Genomic DNA, 19006 nt, shown 5'->3' on the forward strand with positions numbered 1-19006 from the left:
ATTTTCTTGCGGCCGACTGCTGGGAATCCAAATGAGCTTGCGATATCATCGTTCATGGCGGGTGTGGCCCGTGGCATTTTCTGCCCTGCGGCAGGTTCGGCTTAGACACCCAGTTCCTAATTCAGATCAGAGGCTTACGCCACTCCCGCCAACCCTTCAGGACACTTTTGGTGAATAAGGCGGGCTAAAGTATCAGACTTAAAGAACCGGCGGCATGGGCCGGGCCGGCGATGTAGCATCGCCTTATGCATGGATCTGCCGATCGTCCGGGGCGTCCGCCCGCTTGCCCCCGCCGGGTCTGCTTTGTCGTCGAAGCGCTGGGACCGGGCGGGGCGGAACGCGTCATCAGTCTGCTGGCGACCCGATGGGCGGAGGCGGGATGGGACGTCGCGATCTGCACATTCGATTGCGCGCGCGACAGAATCTACCACCCGCTCGATTCCCGCGTCCGGCTTCTGCGGCTGGGCGATGGAGCGGCGGAGCAAGGCGGCCTGATGCGCTTTGCGGCCCTGCTGCGCCGCATCATCCGGCTGCGCGGGCTGCTGCTGCGGGAACAGCCCGATGTGGTTCTGAGCTTCCTCACCAAGATCAATATCCTGACCCTGGCGGCGGCCATCGGCACGCGGCTGAAGATCGTGGTGAGCGAGCGGAACAACCCGGCCCGGCAGCAGGCGCATCCGATCTGGACCCTGCTGCTCAAAGTCCTGATCCGTCGCGCCGACGCCATCGTCGTCCAGACGAAGCGCGTCGCCGACCATGTCCCGCCATCGGCCCGCAGCCGGACGCGCGTCATCCCCAATCCCATCGAAATGCCGCCCGGGCGTCCGGCCTCCTATGGCGCCGAAGGACCGCTGCAATGCGTGGCGGTCGGCCGCCTGACGGCGCAGAAGGGGTTCGACCTGCTGATCGACGCCTTCGCCAGGGTGGCGCCGGACAATCCCCGCTGGTCGCTCGACATCTGGGGGGAGGGCGCGGAACGCGAAGCGCTGGAGGAAAGAGCGCGGACGCTCGGCATGGCCGGTCGCATCCATCTGCGCGGCGTCAGCACGATCCAGGGCGGATGGGCGGAGGGCGCATCCGCCTTCGTGCTGTCGTCCCGCTATGAAGGTTTTCCCAATGTACTGGGGGAGGCCATGGCGGGCGGCTTGCCGGTCCTTGCCTTCGACTGTCCCTATGGGCCGCGCGAGATGATCCAGAACGGTCATGACGGCCTGCTCGTCGCCAACGGCAATGTCGTCGCGCTGACAAGAGCGCTCGATCACCTGATGAAGGATGCCGCCACGCGCCGCGCGCTTGGGGAAAACGCCGCCATATCCGCGCGCCGGTTCAGACTGGACGTGGTCGCCCGGCAATGGGAAGCGATGATGGAGGGGCTGGCAGGTTCCGCCCGTTTTCATGAGCCGCCTGCCGCAAGGGCCGTCGCGCGATGAGCGTCAAGGATGTGTCGGCCGTCCCCCGCGAAGGATTGCTGCCGCGCCTTGACGGCGGGGAACGCATTTCGTCATCCTCCGCCGGGAAGGCGGGCGCGGCCGGGGCGATCGAGGGGCATTACCGTCCGGAGATCGACGGGCTGCGCGCGGTCGCGGTCGTGCTCGTCCTGCTCTACCACGCGCAGTTCCGGATCGGCGGTATCGATCCCTTCGCCGGCGGCTTCATCGGGGTCGACATCTTCCTCGTCATCAGCGGCTATCTGATCGGTTCGATCCTGCTGCGCGAGATGGGCGAGGGACGGTTCAGCCTGCTGCGTTTCTACGAACGCCGCGCGCGCCGGATATTGCCTGCTCTTTATGCCGTGCTGCTGATCACGGTGCCCGCCGCATGGGCGTTCATGCTGCCCGAGGCCATGAAGAATTACGGCGCGGCGCTGACGAGCGCGGTCCTGTCCGCGTCCAATATCCTGTTCTGGCATGAGGTCAGCTATGACGCGAGCGACAACCTCACCAATCCGCTGATCCATACATGGAGCCTCGGGCTGGAGGAGCAGTTCTATCTGTTATTCCCCGCGTTGCTGCTGGCGATGCACCGCTACGCCCCGCGATGGATGCCCCATCTGCTTTGCGGCCTCTGCGTCGCATCGCTCCTGCTGGCGGAATTCATGACCGCGCGGTCGCCGGACGCATCCTTCTTCCTCCTGCCCTCGCGCATGTGGGAACTGGGCGCGGGGGCCTTGCTCGCGCTCGGCGAACGCACGCGTAAAGGTCCACCAGCGCAGACTTTTTCCTTCATGCCGTTCCTGGGTCTGGGCGCGATCCTGTGTTCCGTTCCCTTCATGGGGGTTCGTTGGCATCATCCCGGCTTTGCGACGGCCGTTCCGGTGCTGGGAACCGTGCTTCTTATCCGCTATTCGGGACGCGGCGATGCCGTTGGCCGATGGCTTTCGTCCCGGCCGATGGCGGCGGTCGGCCTCATATCTTATTCGTTGTATCTGTGGCATCAGCCGGTGTTCGCCTTCGGCCGCCTCATGCGCGTCGATGCGCCGACGCTGACCGTCAAGATGAGCTGGATCGCGCTTTCGGTCCTGTTGGCGATCGGCACGTTCCTGTGGGTCGAGCGGCCGACGCGCAATCGGCGGCGGATGTCCAGCCGGACCATCTGGTCGATCGCCCTGGGCGGAGCCGCCCTGCTTGGCGGCGCCGGAACGGCCTTTTTCGCGGCCAACGGCGTGCCAGGACGCTTCCCTCCGCCGCTCGACGCCATAGCGAAGGCGGAACGGATTGAGGAAGCCGCCATTTTCCAAAACGGGAAGGGATGCCTCAACTATGTCGTGGAGAAGGGACCATGTCGGTTCCGGGGCGTCAATCCCGACGGCTATGATCTCATAATCGCGGGCGATTCCCATGCCCGCACGCTCAGCAACGCGCTGATCGACCGATTGCCCGGCGCGGCGGATCTCGCCAGCCTCACCCTACTCAACCGGGGCGGATGCCTGATGCTGCCCGGCCTCGTCCGCGTCGACGCCATGCAACCCGGCTGTCCCGACAGCTATAATGCCGCCAGGATGCGCTATCTGATCGCCCAGCCCCGCGCGATTGCCGTGCTGATGATGCGCCTTCCCGTAGTGGTGGAAAGAAGCCGGTTCGACAATGGCGGCGGCGGCGTCGAACCGGGCGAGCCGCCCCATATCTCCAGAGCCGCCGGTCCCTATGACAAAGCGGTCGGCGATGCCGCCGTGCAGGCGGCGCTGACGGCCATGGTTCGCCGGCTGATCGACAACGGCGTGAAGGTCGTTCTGGTCTATCCCGTGCCGGAGATGGGCTGGAACATCCCCCGCAAGCTGCTGGAAATCGCCCGCACTCAGCCGCCCGGCGCGTGGCAGTTGCCGATGCAGGCATCCGTTCCTCTTCCGCTGTTCCATGATCGCAGCCGCCGGACCTATGCCCTGCTCGATTCCCTGGGCGAAGACCCCGATCTGGCGCGCGTCTATCCCGAACAGGCCCTGTGCCGGGGCGAGCGCTGCCTCAGCCATGACGGCGGCGCGATCTTCTATCGGGACGACAATCACCTGACGCGGCAGGGCGCGGCGGGCGTGGTCGAGGAAATCTACCGGACGATAGCGGCGCGCTGGGGCGGACGCTGAAGAGAAGATTCAATCGGACGCCGCAACCAACCGGCGATGGGCGTCGTCCAGATATTCGTCGAGGTTGGCGATGCCGTCGCCGTCCGCGTCCTGCCAGGGATCGCTGACATCAGGCCGGGTGCCGTGGGCGCGTTCCCACGCATCGGGCATTCCATCGCCGTCGCCGTCCGGCTCCGCCTGGGCGGGGGCGATCGGCGGGATGGTCCCCGGCTGCTTGCGGATATGGCCGGTGCGGTTGCGTATGTCCGCGACGACGCGCCGATCGACTTCATCGCGGGGAAAGGCGCCCGCCTGCCGCAGGACGGCGTCATAGGCGGCCTGCGGCGTTATCGGCCTGATCGAGAGCGGGCAGACCGGGCTGTCAACGGTGATATCGGAGAGGGACGGCGCCAGTTGCGTGAACGTCCCTTCGAACAGATTGTCCTTCAGGAACAGGCGTCCCGCGCCGCGGCTGCCGATCTGCTGACGGTCTATGCCGATGGCCTGCGGCGACGTGCTCGGCCCCGCGCGGAAGACGTTGCCCACGACATTCGCCCATGTGCCGCCATAGCTTTCCCACAGTTCGGCGAACTGAGAACCGGCGTCATAGAAGATGTTGTTGACGATATCGATGCAGGATTCGGGCGTGAAGTTCATGTCCGGGTTGCGGTCGCCATTATGGGCGCAGGCGTTGTAGATGAAGCTCATGCGCTGCGGCTTGGTCGGGTCGCTGCCCAGTAGCGCGCATTTGTCGTGCTTGGGTATCCCTTCCGCGAAGATCGACCAGCTTATCGTCACATTGTCATTGTCGCCCTGGCCGTTGATATTCTCGTCCAGCGCCCAGCTGCCGCTCACATGATCGATGATGACGTTGCGGCTGTTCTCGAAGGTGATGGCGTCGTTCCCGCCGCGTACGTCGCCGCGCAGGTCCGGCCTGACCCTTATGTCCCGAATCACCACGTCATGCGTGTTCTTGATGAGCAGCGGCGTGACGCCCCATGGGCCGCCGCCATGCGCCAGCGTGATGCCGCCGCCAGGCGCGGTCTGGCCCGCGATGGTGATGAAGGGATGCGTGATGATCGGCGGCCGCTGCGTGAAGCGGATGACGCCCGCCACGCGGAATATGCAGACGCGCGGGCCTTGATGGTCGATGCATTCCCGGAGCGATCCGGGGCCACCGTCCGCCAATGTGGTGACGGCGATGATCTTGCCGCCGCGCCCGCCGGCCGACAGCGCGCCATAGCCTTCCGCGCCCGGAAACGCCTCGGGCCCGCCGGGCGCTCCGCGCGCATCGTCGGTGCGGTCGACGCCGCTGGTCGACAGAAGCGCCGCCACGGGAAGCGCGCTTGCGGCGATCAGCGTCAGCAGCACGGCTTTACCCATCATCGCCCTTTCAATACCGCATCCGCAGGGCAACGCCGATGCGGGTCCGGTCGAATCGGTCCGGGGCGCTTCCGCCCGTCCGCTTGGAATATTGCCCTGTCAGGGCCAGCGCGAGATGGCGGTTGAGAAGATATTCCACGTCCAGATCGCCGCTGAACGTGTTCAGCCTGCTGTCGATTCCGCGATAGCGGGTCTGGCGGTAGCGAAGGGCCGCGCTGGCGATCAGGTTGTGGCGGATTTCCTGCTGCACCGTCAGGCGCGCGCTGCGGTCGATGCGTCCGCTCGCGCCGTTGCGCACCGTGGCGACGTCGCCGCTGAAGACGTCGAGGATCAGGGCGGTGCGCGGCCGGAGCGAATAGATCAGCGCGCCTTCCAGTGCGAAGCCGGAAAAGCTGCGGAACAGCGAGGATTCCGGTTTGTAGCGGAACACGCCCGCCCCGATCTCGCCGCGCAGCTTTCCGCCCGGATTGACCTGCACGCCGATAAGGCCGCCGATCGTGCGGCCGTCGCGGCTCGCGCCCGTTGTCGGCGCCCGCAGGCGAAAATCGCGCTGGTTGACATAGACCTGCGCATATCCATCCAGCATGGGCGACAGCCGATAGGACAGCCTTGCCGTGCCCCGGTAACTGGTGAAGGCGCGGTCGTCGTTGATGCGCGAGACGAAATCATATTTTTCCGCTTCGCCCTTGAGCGAAAAGCCGATCCTGCTGCCCGTGAGCTTCATTTCGAGTTTTCCCGTCAACATGTCGAACAGCGGCGGACCCAGCGTGGGATTCTGCCGCACTTCGGGGTCCGCCCGGTTCTCGACGGCCCGTTGGTAGCCCGCCGTCCCGCTGATCGTCAGCTCCTGGCTGAGCAGCGCCTTGAACGTCCCGGCGGCGCCATAGCTTTCGCTGTTCTCGCGGCTGTTCGAAGCGTAGCGGCGGATGTCGCCGGACAGCTCGCCCAGCCATTGGAACCGGCCTTCGTCCTTCCGGATGCTCACGCGCGGCTGGATGCTGGTGACGATATCGTCCCGCCGGTCCACATGCGCGGCATAGATGTTGCTGTTGTAGGTCGCGCCGACGTCCAGTTCGGGCAAAAGCATGACGTCGCCCAGCTTCAGCGTGCGCGGCTCATAGCCCGGCCGTTCCAGATCGAGCACGGACTGATTCTGCCGCCTGTCCTCCTCGATCGTCTGCGCGCGGGCGGTTTGAGCCAGCACCGACCCCCACAGGGCGATGCCGCAAAGCAGGACATGCGATCCCCCTCGGGGCGACTGTGTCGGCCGGCGCACGGTCTAGAACCAGCTTTCATAGACCCGGATCGTATCGCCGGGCTGTACATACGCCTTTTCCGTGGCGGCGGCGGTGATGTTTCCGTTGCCGTTGCGCCGGGTTATGGAGAATTTGGACGTATTGGCCCGGAAGGTGTAGCCGCCCGCCATGGCGATCGCCGTCAGCACGGACGTTCCCGGCCGGAACGGATATTCGCCCGGCTTCTTGACCTCCCCGATGATGAAGAAGGGGCGGTATTGGTTGACCTGAACATTGACGATCGGGTTGTTCACGATCTGCTTTGCGACCAGCGCCTGGGCGATGGATTGCTTGATCTGGTCGGCGGTCTTGTTGCTGGCTGCGACGTCGCCGATGAAGGGAAGGGAGACCACGCCCGCATCGGTAATCACATAATTGTTCGCCAGCCCGTCCAGCCCATAGACGCTGATCCGCAATTCGTCGCCCGCGCCCAGCGCATATTCGCTCGACGGGGCGGGCGGCAGGTCCGTCAGGCCCGAAGTGGGGGAACAGGCTGCCATCGCCATGCAGGCGAAAAGCCCCAGCCAGTGATGCCGCTTGTCTTTTGTCATCATCGCCTCCGCGCAACTTGGGTGCGATGGATTTTATTCCATGTGGCGCGCGAAGGGATTACGCTTCGGGGGGAACGGCCTGCCCAAAAGGAGGAGGCGTCCGTTTTCAGGACGACGCCCAGCGACAGCAGCACCGGCACCATCCACAGCCGGGCATACATATGCGGGCTCGCCATGGTGAACACCTGGAACACAACGATCACCGCCAGCGCCAGCGACGCTTCGAGCCGGTGGGATCGCAGCCGGGTCAGCGGGATCAGGGTCAGGGTGATGACCACGCCCAGCCATCCCGCCAGCGCCATGACGCCGCCTTCGGCCAGTTCGAGCATATACATGTTGTGGACGGGCTGTCCCGACGGGCTGAATTCGCGGAATTTGTCCACGCCCATGCCGATGATCACGGTATTTTCGGCATTGCCCCACGCTTCGGCGATCAGTTCGGCGCGGTCGTCATAGGTGCCGGCCTCTTCCAGGTCGCCGTTCTGGAAGGCGGGCGCGACGCGCTTCGCGAATATCTCGGGCATCTGGTATCCCGACGCATAAAGCCCCGCCGCCAATAGGCCCGCCAGGATCAGTATCCGGGGCGAAGGGCGCAGGCGACCGACGAAGACCATCATGCCCATGGCCAGCAGGGCGGCGCAAAAGCCGGTGAAGGACGCCGCGAGCATCAGCGCCCACATCAGCATCGTCGCAGCCGCCAGAGCCGCCGCGGCGGGGATCAGCCGCCGGTTGCCCGCATAGACCACGAAGGGCAGGGTCATGGCGATGACGGCGGAGTTCCAGTTCGCGTCCCCCACCATCGCGCCCAGCCGCCTGCCGCCGGTGATGAAATCCGGGCCGAATATGGCGTTGGCCTGCGTGAACCCGTCCATCGTGTAGTAGACCAGCACGCCCATGCTTTCCATCGCCACTATACCGATGATGAGCGTGACGATCAGCCTGCGTATCGTGCCGATATCGCGGATCAGCACCATGGGCAGCAGCATGTAGCTGAACAGATATTGCCCGGCGACGATGATCCAGCGCAGAAGGTCGCCGTTGACATAGCTGCCGATGAACAGGCCGGTCAGCATCAGCACCAGGCTACCCAGCCAGATCGGCGTCAGTGTCCCGAACGGCGTTCCGTTGAGCCGCCCCAGCCCCAGCTCGATCAGGACCACGCCCATGAAGAGCGCGTCGCTGAGCGTCAGGTTCACATTGCCTATGCGCCACAGGTGAAAGCAGGAGAAGAGCACGGCGATCGTCAGCAGGGGCGTCACCATGGTCTTGCCCATGTCACGGATGCCCCCGTCCGCGTCCGGCGGCGCGAACCCTTCGGGAAAGGCTTCGCGCGGGCGGTCGCCGGTCAGGGGCGGCCTCATCCCTCGCGGCGCATCGCGCATGATCTGATCCGGTCCGCGATCCGCCGCATGTCCGCCGCGTTCAGCGACGGGTCGACCGGCAGCATGATGCTGCTGTTCCCGACCAGCCGCGCCATCGGCAGCGGCCGGACAGGACGCGAGTCGCTATCCGCAAAGGCCCGTTCCCGATAAATTTCGGGACAGGAGCCGGTGCCGCACGGCACGCCCCTTTTCTGAAGATCGCGGACGAACGCATCGCGCGCCGCGCCGTTGTCGGACGGATCGGGCCGCAGGAAGCAATAATATTTGTAATAGGCGTGGCGGATGTGTGCGGGCGGGCGGGCGAGCCGCAGCGCGGGGATGTCGCCCAGCGCTTCGTCGAGAATGGCGGCGTTGCCTTGCCGGGCCGCCAGCCACCCGGGCAGCTTCGCAAGCTGTATCGCGCCGATCGCGGCCTGCATTTCGGTGAGGCGGTAATTGCTGCCGAAGCCCTCGTGCAGCCACCGGAAGCAGCCGTCCGCCGTTGCCGCCGCCGCCGCCAGCGCGGCGCGGCTCTTGCCGTGATCCTTGTAGGACCAGGCGCGTTCCCAGACCGCCGGGTCGCGCAGGACCAGCATCCCCCCTTCGCCGCCGGTGGACATGATCTTGTCGGTGCAGAAGGAAAAGGCGGCGGCGTCGCCGAAGGAACCCGCCATCCGGCCATGCCAGGCCGCACCCAGCGCCTGCGCGCAATCCTCGATCAGTTTCAGCCCATGGCGATTGCATAACGCCTGGACGGGTCCCATGTCGCACGGCCATCCGGCCAGATGGACGCACAGTATGGCGCGGGTCCGGGACGTCACCCTGTCCGCGATGCTGTCCGGGTCGATATTCTGGCTGATCGGATCGATATCCGCGAACACCGGCTTCGCGCCGACGGCGACGATGGCGCTGGCGGAAGCGAAATAGCTGCGCGGGCTGACGATCACTTCATCGCCGGTCCCTATCCCCAGCGCCCGAAAGGCGAGTTCGAGCGCAAGCGTGCCGTTCGCCACCGCCATGGCATGAGGCGCCCCGACGTAATCGGCGAAGCGCTGTTCGAAGCGTTGCCGGTGATCGCCATGCACCAGCGCATTCACCCGCCCGGATCGCAATATCTCCGCGACCGCGGCGATTTCATCTTCTCCATGGAACGGCCAGCGCGACCGTATCGGCTCGTCGTCGTCGGGCGGCATGGCGATCCGCCGGGCCAAAGGCGCCACCTGCGTCGCGGAGCCGGTCACAGCCGCGCCGCCCGCAGGCCGGCCGATCCGGCGGCGACCGGCGCGGCGTTATTGATCGGCGCACGCGCGGGTTCGGCATCGTCGCCATACATATGGATGACGCTGTGCATGATGAGCCGGATCGATTCGGCGTCGCCCTGATGCGCCAGCTTTTCCAGCCGCTGGAAGACGGCCTGCAATTCGGGCAGCGGGATGGAAACCGGCTCCGCCTCGAATATGCCAGGTAGGGTCGACGGCAGCCGTTCCTCGCTTTCGTCGAACAGTTCCTCAAACAGCTTTTCGCCTGGACGAAGGCCGACGAAGTCGATCTTCACGTCGATGTCGGGTACGAGGCCCGCGGCGCGGATCATGCGGCGGGCGATGTCGACGATCTTGATGGGATCGCCCATGTCGAGCACGAAGACCCGCCCCCGGCTGATTCCGCCGCGCAGCGTGGCCGCCGTGCTGTGGAGGATCAGCTGCACCGCCTCATGCACCGTCATGAAATAGCGTTCGATATCAGGATGGGTGACGGTCAGCGGCCCGCGGCGGCTGAGCTGCCGCAAGAACAGGGGGATCAGCGATCCGCTGGACCCCAGCACATTGCCGAAGCGGACGGTCAGGAAACGGCATGTCCCCGAATCGCATGGCGCGGCAAGGTCCAGCGCCTGACAATAAAGTTCGCCCAGCCGTTTGGTCGCGCCCATCATGCCGACCGGATTGACCGCCTTGTCGGTGGATACCTGGATCATCGCCTTCGCGCCGCTGGCCAGCACGGCGTCGGCCACGTTGCGCGTGCCGATGACGTTGGTGAGCACGCCCGCCGACAGGTTGCTTTCCACAAGCGGCACATGCTTGAGCGCGGCGGCGTGGAAAACCAGGTCCGGCCGGTGCTGGACGAACAGCTTGACGAGCGAGTCACGCTGGCGGACGGAGCAGAGCAGCGGCGTGCCCTTGACGTCGGGAAACCGCTCGCGCAGTTCCATGTCTATGGCGTAGAGATTATATTCGCCATGATCGAGCAGCAGGATTTCGGCCGCTTCGAAGGAGGCGATCTGCCGGACGAGTTCGCTGCCGATGGTGCCGCCCGCGCCGGTGACCAGGATGCGCCGTCCCTTGATGGCGTTGCGGACCACGGTTCCGTCCAGCCGCAGTTCGGGCCGGCCGAGCAGATCGGTCAGATTGACGAAACGCAGGTCCAGATTGCCGTCTCCCGACCGCTGGAGGCGGCCCGGCTCCTGCGCCCGCGCAACCTCCAGGCCAAGCTGCGCCGCCCTGGTGGCGAGCTTGGCCATGCGGGGTCCCGTCAGGCAGGCGTCATGCTGGTTGACGATGATGTAGCTGGGCCGATGCCTGCCGCGCGCCAGTTCGCCGACGATATTTTCCAGCTCGTCCATTGTGCCCAATATGGGGACGCCGCGGATGCTGAGGTTGCGCTCGCCATCGTCGTCATGCGTAAGGATGCCGGCGGCGCGGACCTGACGGTTGCGCGGGCCTTGCAAGGTCCGCAGGATGGATTCGGCCCAATCCGGGTCGCCCAGCAGCAGCACGTCCTCGCGCTCCCCATTGCGCTCCGACGGCTTCTGCAACGAATGCGCGCCCGATACCTGGGCGGGACGCAGCAATTCGCGCATGACCCGCCGCACCACGCGCAGGCTGCCCAGCATCACCAGCAGGACGAACCACTGGATGATGGGTACAGACCGGGGCAGCCAGGGCGGATCGGAAAAGAACATCCATGTCGCCCCGGTCGACAGCACGACCGTAAGGGTCGTGGCCTGCGCCAGGAACAGCAGCTCCTTCACCGATATATAGCGCCACGCATGGCGGTAAATGCCCAGCCCCTGGAAAACCAGGACTGTGATGACGGCTGTGCAGAGGGCGCTGCCGGAGGCAGCGGAGACGGTCGCCTGCGACGGGGTGGCCTGAAGCCGAAGCTCCAGCGCCAGGAAGAGGGACAATGCGGCGACGCTGGCGTCGAGGAGAATGGCAGCGAGATAACGCGGCCGGATTCGGCCCGCGGACCGATGAACGTAGCTCATGTCGCCTCCTGTTGAACGGACTGGCTGCGCGGATGCTTCGCGCCATGCGTCCATTGTCGCGGCGCAGCGTGCCATTGGACGGCACGTCTTGATAAGCTGGCCGGTGGGAGACTATCCCTTAAGACCGCAGGCGCTTCGAAGGGGGCAGTCCCTCCTATCCTTTCGCGCCGGAGCCTGTCTCGACCGGGCGGAACGCTGCTTCGGTGAAAGCCGAGACGGCGCGCGCGAGTCGTTTCAGCCCGGATCGGGGCGCGGGATGAGCATCCGTCCCATCGGGATCGAAGCGCATGGAGCATGCCTTCCATGCCTTCCTCTGCGCCCAAAGGCTATCAACCCTTTTCGTCACTCCGAATGGGGCGCGTAATGACTAATCTGGGGCCACTGACTTACGAACGCGCCTCTTTCCCGCTTTTGAGGCGATCTCTCCGACCGGAGTGAGCATATATGGTCCTGATGGCTCCCGTTGATGGCGTCGCCGGCGGCGCGGCGGAATATACGTGAGGGTGCTGCATGTCATAACCGCCCTGAACTATGGCGGCGCCGAAGCCATGCTGGCCAAGCTCGCCGGCCAGCATGGAGCGCATTCCGCCTATCCCGATCCGGTCATCCTGTCGCTTCTTCCGCTCGGGCGGGTGGGGCAGGAAATGGCTGCGCGCGGCGTCGCCGTCGAAACCCTGGGCCTGAACACCATCCGCCGCCTGCCCGAAGCGATGGCGCGGCTGACGCATGTCGTCAGGCGCTATGAACCCGATCTGATTCAGGGGTGGATGTATCATGGCAACATCGCCGCCGCCTGGGCGGCAAGGGTGGCGCGCGGAAATGTGCCGATGCTCTGGAACATCCGGCATTCGCTTCACGATATCCGCGCTGAAAAGCGAACCAGCCGTCTCGTTATCCGGGCCGGTGCGCTGCTTTCCCGGCGGCCGAGGGCGACGATCTACAACTCCGCTGCGTCCGTGCGGCAGCATGTGGCCCACGGCTACGCGCCGGAGGGCGCGATCGTCATCCCCAACGGCTTCGATCCGCGATATTTCAAACCCGACGGGCCTGCGGGAAACTGCCGCTTCAGGATGCGGGAACGGTTCGGCATCGAACCCGGTCCAACCCTTGTCGCCGTGATCGCGCGGCGGCATCCGATGAAGGATCATGCCACCGCGATCGAAGCCGTGGGCCGCGCGCGGCGGATGGGGCATGACGTGCATCTGCTGCTCGCCGGCGCGGGGACCGATGCGCTTCCCCCGGACCTGCAAAGCACCTGCGATTACTGGTTGCCCCGCAACCGCCTCAGCCTTCTGGGCGATCGCTCGGATGTGGCCGACTGGCTGCCGGGTTGCGACATCGTGGCGCTTTCCTCCGCCTGGGGGGAAAGTTTCCCCAACATATTGGGGGAAGCGATGGCGTGCGGCGTTCCCTGTGTCGCCACCGATGTCGGCGACAGCCGGTCGATCATCGGCGAGGGCGGCTATTGCGTTCCGCCGGGCGATCCGGCCGCGATCGCAAAGGCCATCGTCCTGCTGAGCGACATAGGGACGCAGGGCCGCCGCCGGAAAGGCGAACTGGGACGCCAGCGCGTCATAAAGGAATTTTCCCTGCCCGCTGTCGCGGCCCGCTATGCCGAACTCTACGACACCGTCCTTCGCCGGTCCCCCTCTCTGCCGGACAAAGCGGGGATGCCGCGATGTGCGGGATAAGCGGCCTGATCGCCGACCGGCCGTCCGCAGCACTGCGCGCCACGGTCTGCCGGATGAACGAGAGCCTGCGCCATCGCGGCCCGGACATGGCGGGCGAATGGATCGACGCGGAAGCGGGAATCGCCTTGGCGCATCGGCGTCTGTCCATCCTCGACCTTTCGCCCGAAGGGCGTCAGCCGATGGTTTCGTCCAGCGGGCGCTATGTCATCAGCTTCAACGGCGAAATATACAACTACCGGGCGTTGCGGGAAGATCTGATCGCGCGTTGCCACCGCTTCCACGGCGGCAGCGACACCGAGGTGCTGTTGGCCGCGATAGAGCAATATGGCGTCGTCCCGGCGGTGCGCGCCTGCGCGGGCATGTTCGCCTTCGCCCTGTGGGACCGGAACAGGCGCGAACTTCACCTGTTTCGCGACAGGATCGGCAAGAAGCCGCTTTATTATGGCTGGAATGGCGGAGATTTCCTCTTCGCGTCCGAATTGAAGGCGATCATGGCCGCTTGCCGGGGCGGCATGGAGATCGACCGCGCCGCCCTGACCGCCTATCTGCGGCACCAATATGTCCCCGCGCCGCAATCCATCCTGCGCGGCATTTCGAAACTGCCGGCGGGCGCACACCTGCTGGTGACGGCGGAGGGAGCGGCGCAGCCCCGGCCCTATTGGTCGATCGCGCAAACCGCCCTGGCCGGTCAGGACGATCCCGTCGTGGGCGATGATGAGGCCATGCTGGGGCGCGTGGAGGAAGTGCTGCGGCGGGCCGTGCGGGAACGGATGGTCGCGGACGTTCCGGTGGGCGCCTTTCTGTCGGGCGGCATCGATTCGTCGCTGACCAGCGCGCTGATGCAGCAGGAATCGCGCGAGCCGATCAGCACCTTCACCATCGGTTTCGAGGAACCGGAATATGACGAATCCGCCCATGCCGAACAGGTGGCGAAGGCGATCGGGTCGCGTCACCACATGGTCCGCATGAGCGCGGCCGGATTTCTCGATACCGTGCCGGACCTGCCGCGGATCTACGACGAGCCTTTTGCCGACCCGTCCGCCATTCCCATGTTCCACATTGCCCGTTTCGCGCGGGAGACGGTGACGGTGTGCCTTTCGGGCGACGGGGGCGATGAAAGCTTCGGCGGCTATGGGCGCTATCGGATCGCGGGCAAGCTGGGGCGCGGGATCGCCTTTCTCCCGCCCTGGCTGCGCGGGTCGATCGCCGGGGGCATCGATGCGCTGTCGCCCGCCACATGGGACAGGATCTTCCGCTATGTGCCGGTCGGCGCGGGCAGCGCCCTGCGCGGCGACATGTCGGGCGACCGCCTGCACAAGCTGGCGGCGCTGTTCCGCAGCGAGAATGTGGAGGCGCTCTATAACAGGCTCACCAGCGTCCATCCCGATCCGCAAGCGCTGGTGATCGGCGGGACGGAGCCGCAGACGCCGCTCGCGGGCGTGCTGGACGATCCCCTGCGCCAGATGATGCTGATCGACAGCGCCCGCTATCTCCCCGACGACATATTGGTGAAGGTCGACCGTGCCACCATGGCGGTGGGGCTGGAGGCGCGCGCGCCGCTGCTGGACCACAGGTTGATCGAACTGGCCTGGCGCCTTCCCACGGCGGCGCTGTTGCGGGAAGGGAAGGGCAAATGGCCGCTCCATGCGCTGTTCAAGCGACACCTGCCCCCCGCGCTGGCCGACCGGCCCAAGCGCGGCTTTTCCGTTCCGATCGAACAATGGCTGCGCGGGCCGCTCCGCAACTGGGCGGACGAACTGCTGGACGCCGATCTCATCCGGTCGCAGGGCTTGCTGGAACCCGAGCCGATCGGCCGGATGTGGGCGGAACATCTGTCCGGTCATCGGAACTGGTCGTTCCAGCTCTGGACGCTGCTGATGTTCCAGAACTGGCTTCGGCACTGGCAATCCGTGCTGTCCTCCAGCGATGCGAGTCTGGTCGAATGAAGATCCTTGTCCTGTCCAGCTTCGCCTTTTCGCTGGTCAACTTTCGCGGCCGGCTGATCGAAGCGATGGTGCGCGAAGGGCATCAGGTCGTCACTTGCGCGCCGGACAGCGATATGGCGGTCGAAGCTCAACTCGCCGCGCTGGGCGCGAGCTATCGCCGGATCGCCATGGCGCGCACCGGCAGCAATCCGCTGGCCGACCTGCTGCTGCTGCTGCGTTATGTGCGGCTGATCGCCCGCGAGCGGCCGGACGTCGTGCTCGCCTATACGCAAAAGCCGATCATCTATGGCGGCATCGCCGCGCGCCTGTTCCGGGGCGTCCGTTTCTATGCGCTGATGAGCGGCCTTGGCTATGTGTTCAGCCCGGCAGCGGACCACCGGCGGCTGTTGCGGGCCGTCGTCGCGCGGCTTTACCGGCTGGCGGTCGCCAGGGCGCGCGCCATATTCGTCTTCAACGGCGACGATCGCGACGAACTCATCGCGCAGGGCATCGTCGACATGTCCGCGCCGGTCATGGAGGTGCCTGGTTCGGGCGTGGATCTCGCCCATTTCGCTCATGCGTCTTTGCCGAAAGGGCCGCCCGTCTTCCTGATGATCTCGCGCCTGATGCGCGACAAGGGCGTGTTCGAATATGCCGAGGCCGCGCGCCGCCTCAAGGCGCGCTATCCCCAGGCGCGGTTCCAGCTTCTGGGCCGTCTGGACAGGGACAACCCGACCGGCCTGCCGGAGGCGGAGCTGGACCTCTGGGTCCGGCAGGGGATCATCGATTATGTGCCGGAAACGCGCGACGTCAGGCCGCTGCTGACCGGATCGACGGTGTTCGTCCTGCCATCTTATTATCGCGAGGGACTGCCGCGCACATTGCTGGAGGCGATGTCGGTCGGACGCCCGCTCGTCACCACGGATCTGCCGGGTTGCCGGGAGCCGGTCATGCCGGGGGTCAACGGCTTCCTCGTGCCGCCCCGCGACGTCGATGCGCTGTGCGAAGCGATGGAACATTTCCTCGACGATCCCGCCCTTGCCGCCGCCATGGGCGCACGGTCGCGCGCCTATGCGGAAGAGCGCTTCGACGTGGACAAGGTCAACCGGCAACTCCTGCGCGTGATGGACATCGGCGGCGGGGAGTCGGAGGTTACGGAACCGTCCCCCGCCATGTCGTGGAGCGCGGGTTGATGGGGCGGGGCGTCACCTGTGTCTTGGCCTTTGCCGCGCTTGCGGCGATGGCGCTGCCGATGGCGCTGATCGGCCTGCTCGTCCTCCTCTTCTTGGGACGGCCGGTGCTGTTCCGGCAGGCGCGCGCGGGCCTTGGCGGGCGGCCGTTCGATCTGGTCAAGTTCCGGACGATGCATGACGCGTGCGATGCGTCCGGGCAGGCGCTGCCGGACCATGCCCGCACGCCCGCCATGGGGCGCCTCCTTCGCCGCTCGCGTCTGGATGAACTGCCTGAGCTTTGGAACATCCTGCGCGGCGACATGGCGCTGGTGGGCCCGCGGCCGCTGCTTCCGGACACGATAGCGGCCCTCGGCACGGCGGGCCTGCTGCGCTCGTCGGTGCGGCCGGGCATCACCGGCCTTGCCCAGGTCAGCGGCAATACGCTGCTCGCCATCGAGGAAAAGCTGGCCCTGGACCTGCATTATGTCCGCGAGTGGAGCGTGGCTCTCGACCTGTGGATCATGGTCCAGACGCCGTTGATGATGATCCGGGGCGAGAGGATCGATTCCGGCCTGCTGGAGAAAGCCCATGCGGGCGGTCATCGTCGGCAGCGTTGAAAGCAGCCGGGTCGCGATCGAAGCCGTGGCGCGCGCGCCGGGCTGGTCCCTTCCGCTAGTCGTCACCCTGCCCGTCGAGCTGGCGCACCGTCATTCCGACTATGTCGACCTGCGCCCCGCCGCCCAGGCGGCCGGCGCGGGCCTGCTCCATGCGCGGAACGTAAACGCGCCAGACGTCTGCGCAGCGATTCGGGATGCCGCCCCGGACGCCGTCTTCGTCATCGGCTGGTCGCAGATCTGCCGCGAACCCTTCATGGCGGCGGCGGGGAAGGGGCTTGTCGGCTATCATCCCGCCCCCCTTCCCCGGATGCGGGGCAGGGCGGTGATACCCTGGACGATCCTGAAGGATGAGCCGATCACCGGCGGGACACTGTTCTGGATCGACGCCGGGGTGGACAGCGGCCCGATATTGGAACAGCGCTTCCTGCATGTCGCGCCCGATGAAACGGCCGGCTCGCTTTATCGCCGTCACATGGAATTGCTGGACCTCATGCTGGCCGACGCCTTGCGGGCGCTCGCCGCTGGAACGCCGCGGCGCGAACCGCAGGACGAACGCTTCGCCACCTGGGCGGCGGCGCGGACGATCGAAAGCGGCCGGATCGACTGGTCGGCCTGCGCGGACGACGTGGAGCGGCTGGTCCGCGCGGTGGGTCGTCCTTATCCGGGCGCCCGCACTCGCAGTCCCGCTTCGGATGACGATCTTGTCCTGTGGCAGGCCCGGCTATCTCCCGAAGGCGGCCGCCATCTCGCCCTGCCGGGACAGGTGATCGGCCGCTCCGAAGGGCGCTTCACCGTCTGCTGCGGCGACGGCGCCGCGCTCGAAGTCACCGAATGGGAAGGGGGCGGGGGAGTCCTGCCGAAACTGCACGCACGCCTGGGAGGATGAGGCATGACTTCGATGCTCGACTGTATCGCGTCCGCGCTGGTGATCGCGCCGCATCCGGACGATGAAGTATTGGGATGCGGCGGCACGATGATGCGGCTGGCGCAAGCGGGCGCGCAAGTGCATGTCGCCATCGTCACCAAGGCCGGAGCCGACCGGTTCGGACCCGACGCAGCCGCGACGGGGCGCAGCGAAGCGCGCGAAGCCCATGCCGTGCTCCAAGTCGCACAGACGCACTTCATCGACCTTCCCGCCGCCGAGCTGGACCGCGTGGTCCATGCCGACATGAACGCCGCGATCGGTGCGCTGGTGTCGAACGTCGCGCCCGACACGCTGTTCGTGCCCTTCATTGGCGACGTGCATCTGGATCATCAGCTCACATTCCTGTCGGCCATGGTCGCGGCCCGCCCCAGGGGGGGAAAGGGGCCGCTGCGGATCTACAGCTATGAAACACTCTCCGAAACGAACTGGTATGCGCCCGGCATCACGCCTGCCTTCATTCCCAACGTCTATGTCGATATCAGCGATACCCTGGAAGCCAAGGTTCAGGCATTCAACTGCTATCGGTCGCAAGTGAAACAGGCGCCGGACGAACGATCGCCGGAAGTCATCAGGGCTTTATCCTGTTTCCGGGGCGCCACTATTCATCGTTCCGCAGCCGAAACCTTCATGTTGATTCGCCAGATCGAATGACGATGGATTTCGAATTAACCTCGATTGGGAGGAAAATCGAAAGGATTGCTGAATCCGCCTTCTCTACCACTTATTTGCTATAGCCAAATGCCTGCGCCGCGCGCACATTGCCTGTCCTAAAGAGCTATACTCCTGCTCGAAAAGAATTTGGGTCGCACCGATCATGGACCGCACCACGCGGCCGTGAAACCCAAGTCCAGACGAAGGGAGCTAAAATGCCTCAAGAGATAAAAGTAGTCCTTCTGAGCAAGAACGGCATACTTAGGGAAGGGCTCCATCACATATTAACCCGCCTTATTCACCAAAAGTGTCCTGAAGGGTTGGCGGGAGTGGCGTAAGCCTCTGATCTGAATTAGGAACTGGGTGTCTAAGCCGAACCTGCCGCAGGGCAGAAAATGCCACGGGCCACACCCGCCATGAACGATGATATCGCAAGCTCATTTGGATTCCCAGCAGTCGGCCGCAAGAAAATCACAGCTGCGTTCGACGGTGGCCGGCTTACCTCGGATGGCGGTGTTCTACTGCTTGCACAGGCCGAGCGCGCGATGGGGATTTGCCAGCGCCTGGCGGCTTGTATTGCCGATCCGCGCGATCCAGCGCGGGTGATCCATCGCCTG

General features: G+C 65.6%; 15 protein-coding genes. 9 read left to right on the forward strand and 6 right to left on the reverse strand.

Translation table 11 applies throughout. The features are described from left to right. The first annotated feature begins 245 nt into the window (after positions 1–245). Both IQ35_RS19380 and IQ35_RS19385 read left to right on the forward strand, forming a co-directional pair. Positions 246–1430: a glycosyltransferase family 4 protein gene (locus IQ35_RS19380; protein ID WP_021246124.1), complete on the forward strand. Its 1185-nt coding sequence runs from the start codon at positions 246–248 to the stop codon at positions 1428–1430. Beyond that, complete coding sequence (locus IQ35_RS19385; RefSeq protein ID WP_145075860.1) at positions 1427–3577, forward strand: acyltransferase family protein; 2151 nt, start codon at positions 1427–1429, stop codon at positions 3575–3577. The genes IQ35_RS19380 and IQ35_RS19385 overlap by 4 nt, the downstream gene beginning before the upstream one ends. Positions 3578–3586: 9 nt before the next feature. On the opposite strand, the gene IQ35_RS19390 is transcribed toward IQ35_RS19385, so the two are convergent. The 6 genes from IQ35_RS19390 to IQ35_RS19415 are packed head-to-tail and all read right to left on the reverse strand — an operon-like array spanning position 3587 to position 11408. Then, positions 3587–4942 carry a pectate lyase family protein gene (locus IQ35_RS19390; protein WP_021246126.1) on the reverse strand — a complete coding sequence of 452 codons (1356 nt, stop codon included), beginning with the start codon at positions 4940–4942 and terminating at the stop codon, positions 3587–3589. A 7-nt stretch (positions 4943–4949) separates the two neighbouring features. Further along, complete coding sequence (locus IQ35_RS19395; RefSeq protein ID WP_021246127.1) at positions 4950–6215, reverse strand: outer membrane beta-barrel protein; 1266 nt, start codon at positions 6213–6215, stop codon at positions 4950–4952. 3 nt (positions 6216–6218) lie between these two features. Then, complete coding sequence (locus IQ35_RS19400) at positions 6219–6788, reverse strand: polysaccharide biosynthesis/export family protein (protein ID WP_021246128.1); 570 nt, start codon at positions 6786–6788, stop codon at positions 6219–6221. Further along, a complete protein-coding gene (locus IQ35_RS19405; protein ID WP_145075865.1) occupies positions 6785–8146 on the reverse strand; it encodes an O-antigen ligase family protein in 1362 nt (453 codons plus the stop codon). Before IQ35_RS19405 ends, IQ35_RS19400 begins: the two co-directional genes overlap by 4 nt. Continuing rightward, positions 8143–9387, reverse strand: a complete 1245-nt coding sequence (locus IQ35_RS19410) for a DegT/DnrJ/EryC1/StrS family aminotransferase (RefSeq protein WP_242003405.1) — start codon at positions 9385–9387, stop codon at positions 8143–8145. Before IQ35_RS19410 ends, IQ35_RS19405 begins: the two co-directional genes overlap by 4 nt. Further along, positions 9384–11408 carry a polysaccharide biosynthesis protein gene (locus IQ35_RS19415; RefSeq protein ID WP_021246131.1) on the reverse strand — a complete coding sequence of 675 codons (2025 nt, stop codon included), beginning with the start codon at positions 11406–11408 and terminating at the stop codon, positions 9384–9386. Before IQ35_RS19415 ends, IQ35_RS19410 begins: the two co-directional genes overlap by 4 nt. Positions 11409–11905: 497 nt before the next feature. On the opposite strand from IQ35_RS19415, the gene IQ35_RS19420 reads away from it, so the two are divergent. The 7 genes from IQ35_RS19420 to IQ35_RS19450 form a co-directional block, all read left to right on the forward strand. Next, positions 11906–13099, forward strand: coding sequence for a glycosyltransferase (locus IQ35_RS19420; RefSeq protein WP_145075871.1), 1194 nt, complete (start codon positions 11906–11908; stop codon positions 13097–13099). After that, a complete protein-coding gene (gene asnB / locus IQ35_RS19425; protein WP_145075874.1) occupies positions 13087–15045 on the forward strand; it encodes an asparagine synthase (glutamine-hydrolyzing) in 1959 nt (652 codons plus the stop codon). The genes IQ35_RS19420 and asnB overlap by 13 nt, the downstream gene beginning before the upstream one ends. After that, positions 15042–16217 (forward strand): glycosyltransferase family 4 protein, encoded by a 1176-nt coding sequence (locus tag IQ35_RS19430; protein ID WP_021246135.1) that lies wholly within the window; start codon positions 15042–15044, stop codon positions 16215–16217. The genes asnB and IQ35_RS19430 overlap by 4 nt, the downstream gene beginning before the upstream one ends. Continuing rightward, complete coding sequence (locus IQ35_RS19435) at positions 16217–16813, forward strand: sugar transferase (RefSeq protein ID WP_145075884.1); 597 nt, start codon at positions 16217–16219, stop codon at positions 16811–16813. The genes IQ35_RS19430 and IQ35_RS19435 overlap by 1 nt, the downstream gene beginning before the upstream one ends. After that, positions 16785–17699 carry a formyltransferase family protein gene (locus IQ35_RS19440; protein WP_145075877.1) on the forward strand — a complete coding sequence of 305 codons (915 nt, stop codon included), beginning with the start codon at positions 16785–16787 and terminating at the stop codon, positions 17697–17699. Before IQ35_RS19435 ends, IQ35_RS19440 begins: the two co-directional genes overlap by 29 nt. Positions 17700–17702: 3 nt before the next feature. Next, the gene (locus tag IQ35_RS19445) at positions 17703–18389 is read left to right on the forward strand and encodes a PIG-L deacetylase family protein (RefSeq protein WP_021246138.1); all 687 of its coding nucleotides are present in this window, start codon (positions 17703–17705) and stop codon (positions 18387–18389) included. 395 nt (positions 18390–18784) lie between these two features. Next, positions 18785–19006 (forward strand): transposase (locus IQ35_RS19450; RefSeq protein WP_199739980.1); only part of this gene is annotated, 222 nt, incomplete at its 3' end.

It is taken from the genome of Sphingobium wenxiniae, from assembly GCF_007830065.1.
In the GTDB taxonomy this organism is placed as follows: domain Bacteria; phylum Pseudomonadota; class Alphaproteobacteria; order Sphingomonadales; family Sphingomonadaceae; genus Sphingobium; species Sphingobium wenxiniae.

What these genes read in the sequence shown, in the direction of transcription:
- IQ35_RS19385 (WP_145075860.1), top strand. Translation starts at nt 1,427, where the DNA reads ATGAGCGTCAAGGATGTGTCGGCCGTCCCCCGCGAAGGATTGCTGCCG.
- IQ35_RS19440 (WP_145075877.1), top strand. Translation starts at nt 16,785, where the DNA reads ATGCGGGCGGTCATCGTCGGCAGCGTTGAAAGCAGCCGGGTCGCGATC.
- IQ35_RS19430 (WP_021246135.1), top strand. Translation starts at nt 15,042, where the DNA reads ATGAAGATCCTTGTCCTGTCCAGCTTCGCCTTTTCGCTGGTCAACTTT.
- IQ35_RS19400 (WP_021246128.1), bottom strand. Translation starts at nt 6,788, where the DNA reads ATGATGACAAAAGACAAGCGGCATCACTGGCTGGGGCTTTTCGCCTGC.
- IQ35_RS19390 (WP_021246126.1), bottom strand. Translation starts at nt 4,942, where the DNA reads ATGATGGGTAAAGCCGTGCTGCTGACGCTGATCGCCGCAAGCGCGCTT.
- IQ35_RS19380 (WP_021246124.1), top strand. Translation starts at nt 246, where the DNA reads ATGCATGGATCTGCCGATCGTCCGGGGCGTCCGCCCGCTTGCCCCCGC.
- IQ35_RS19415 (WP_021246131.1), bottom strand. Translation starts at nt 11,408, where the DNA reads ATGAGCTACGTTCATCGGTCCGCGGGCCGAATCCGGCCGCGTTATCTC.
- IQ35_RS19445 (WP_021246138.1), top strand. Translation starts at nt 17,703, where the DNA reads ATGACTTCGATGCTCGACTGTATCGCGTCCGCGCTGGTGATCGCGCCG.
- asnB (WP_145075874.1), top strand. Translation starts at nt 13,087, where the DNA reads ATGTGCGGGATAAGCGGCCTGATCGCCGACCGGCCGTCCGCAGCACTG.
- IQ35_RS19435 (WP_145075884.1), top strand. Translation starts at nt 16,217, where the DNA reads ATGGGGCGGGGCGTCACCTGTGTCTTGGCCTTTGCCGCGCTTGCGGCG.
- IQ35_RS19405 (WP_145075865.1), bottom strand. Translation starts at nt 8,146, where the DNA reads ATGAGGCCGCCCCTGACCGGCGACCGCCCGCGCGAAGCCTTTCCCGAA.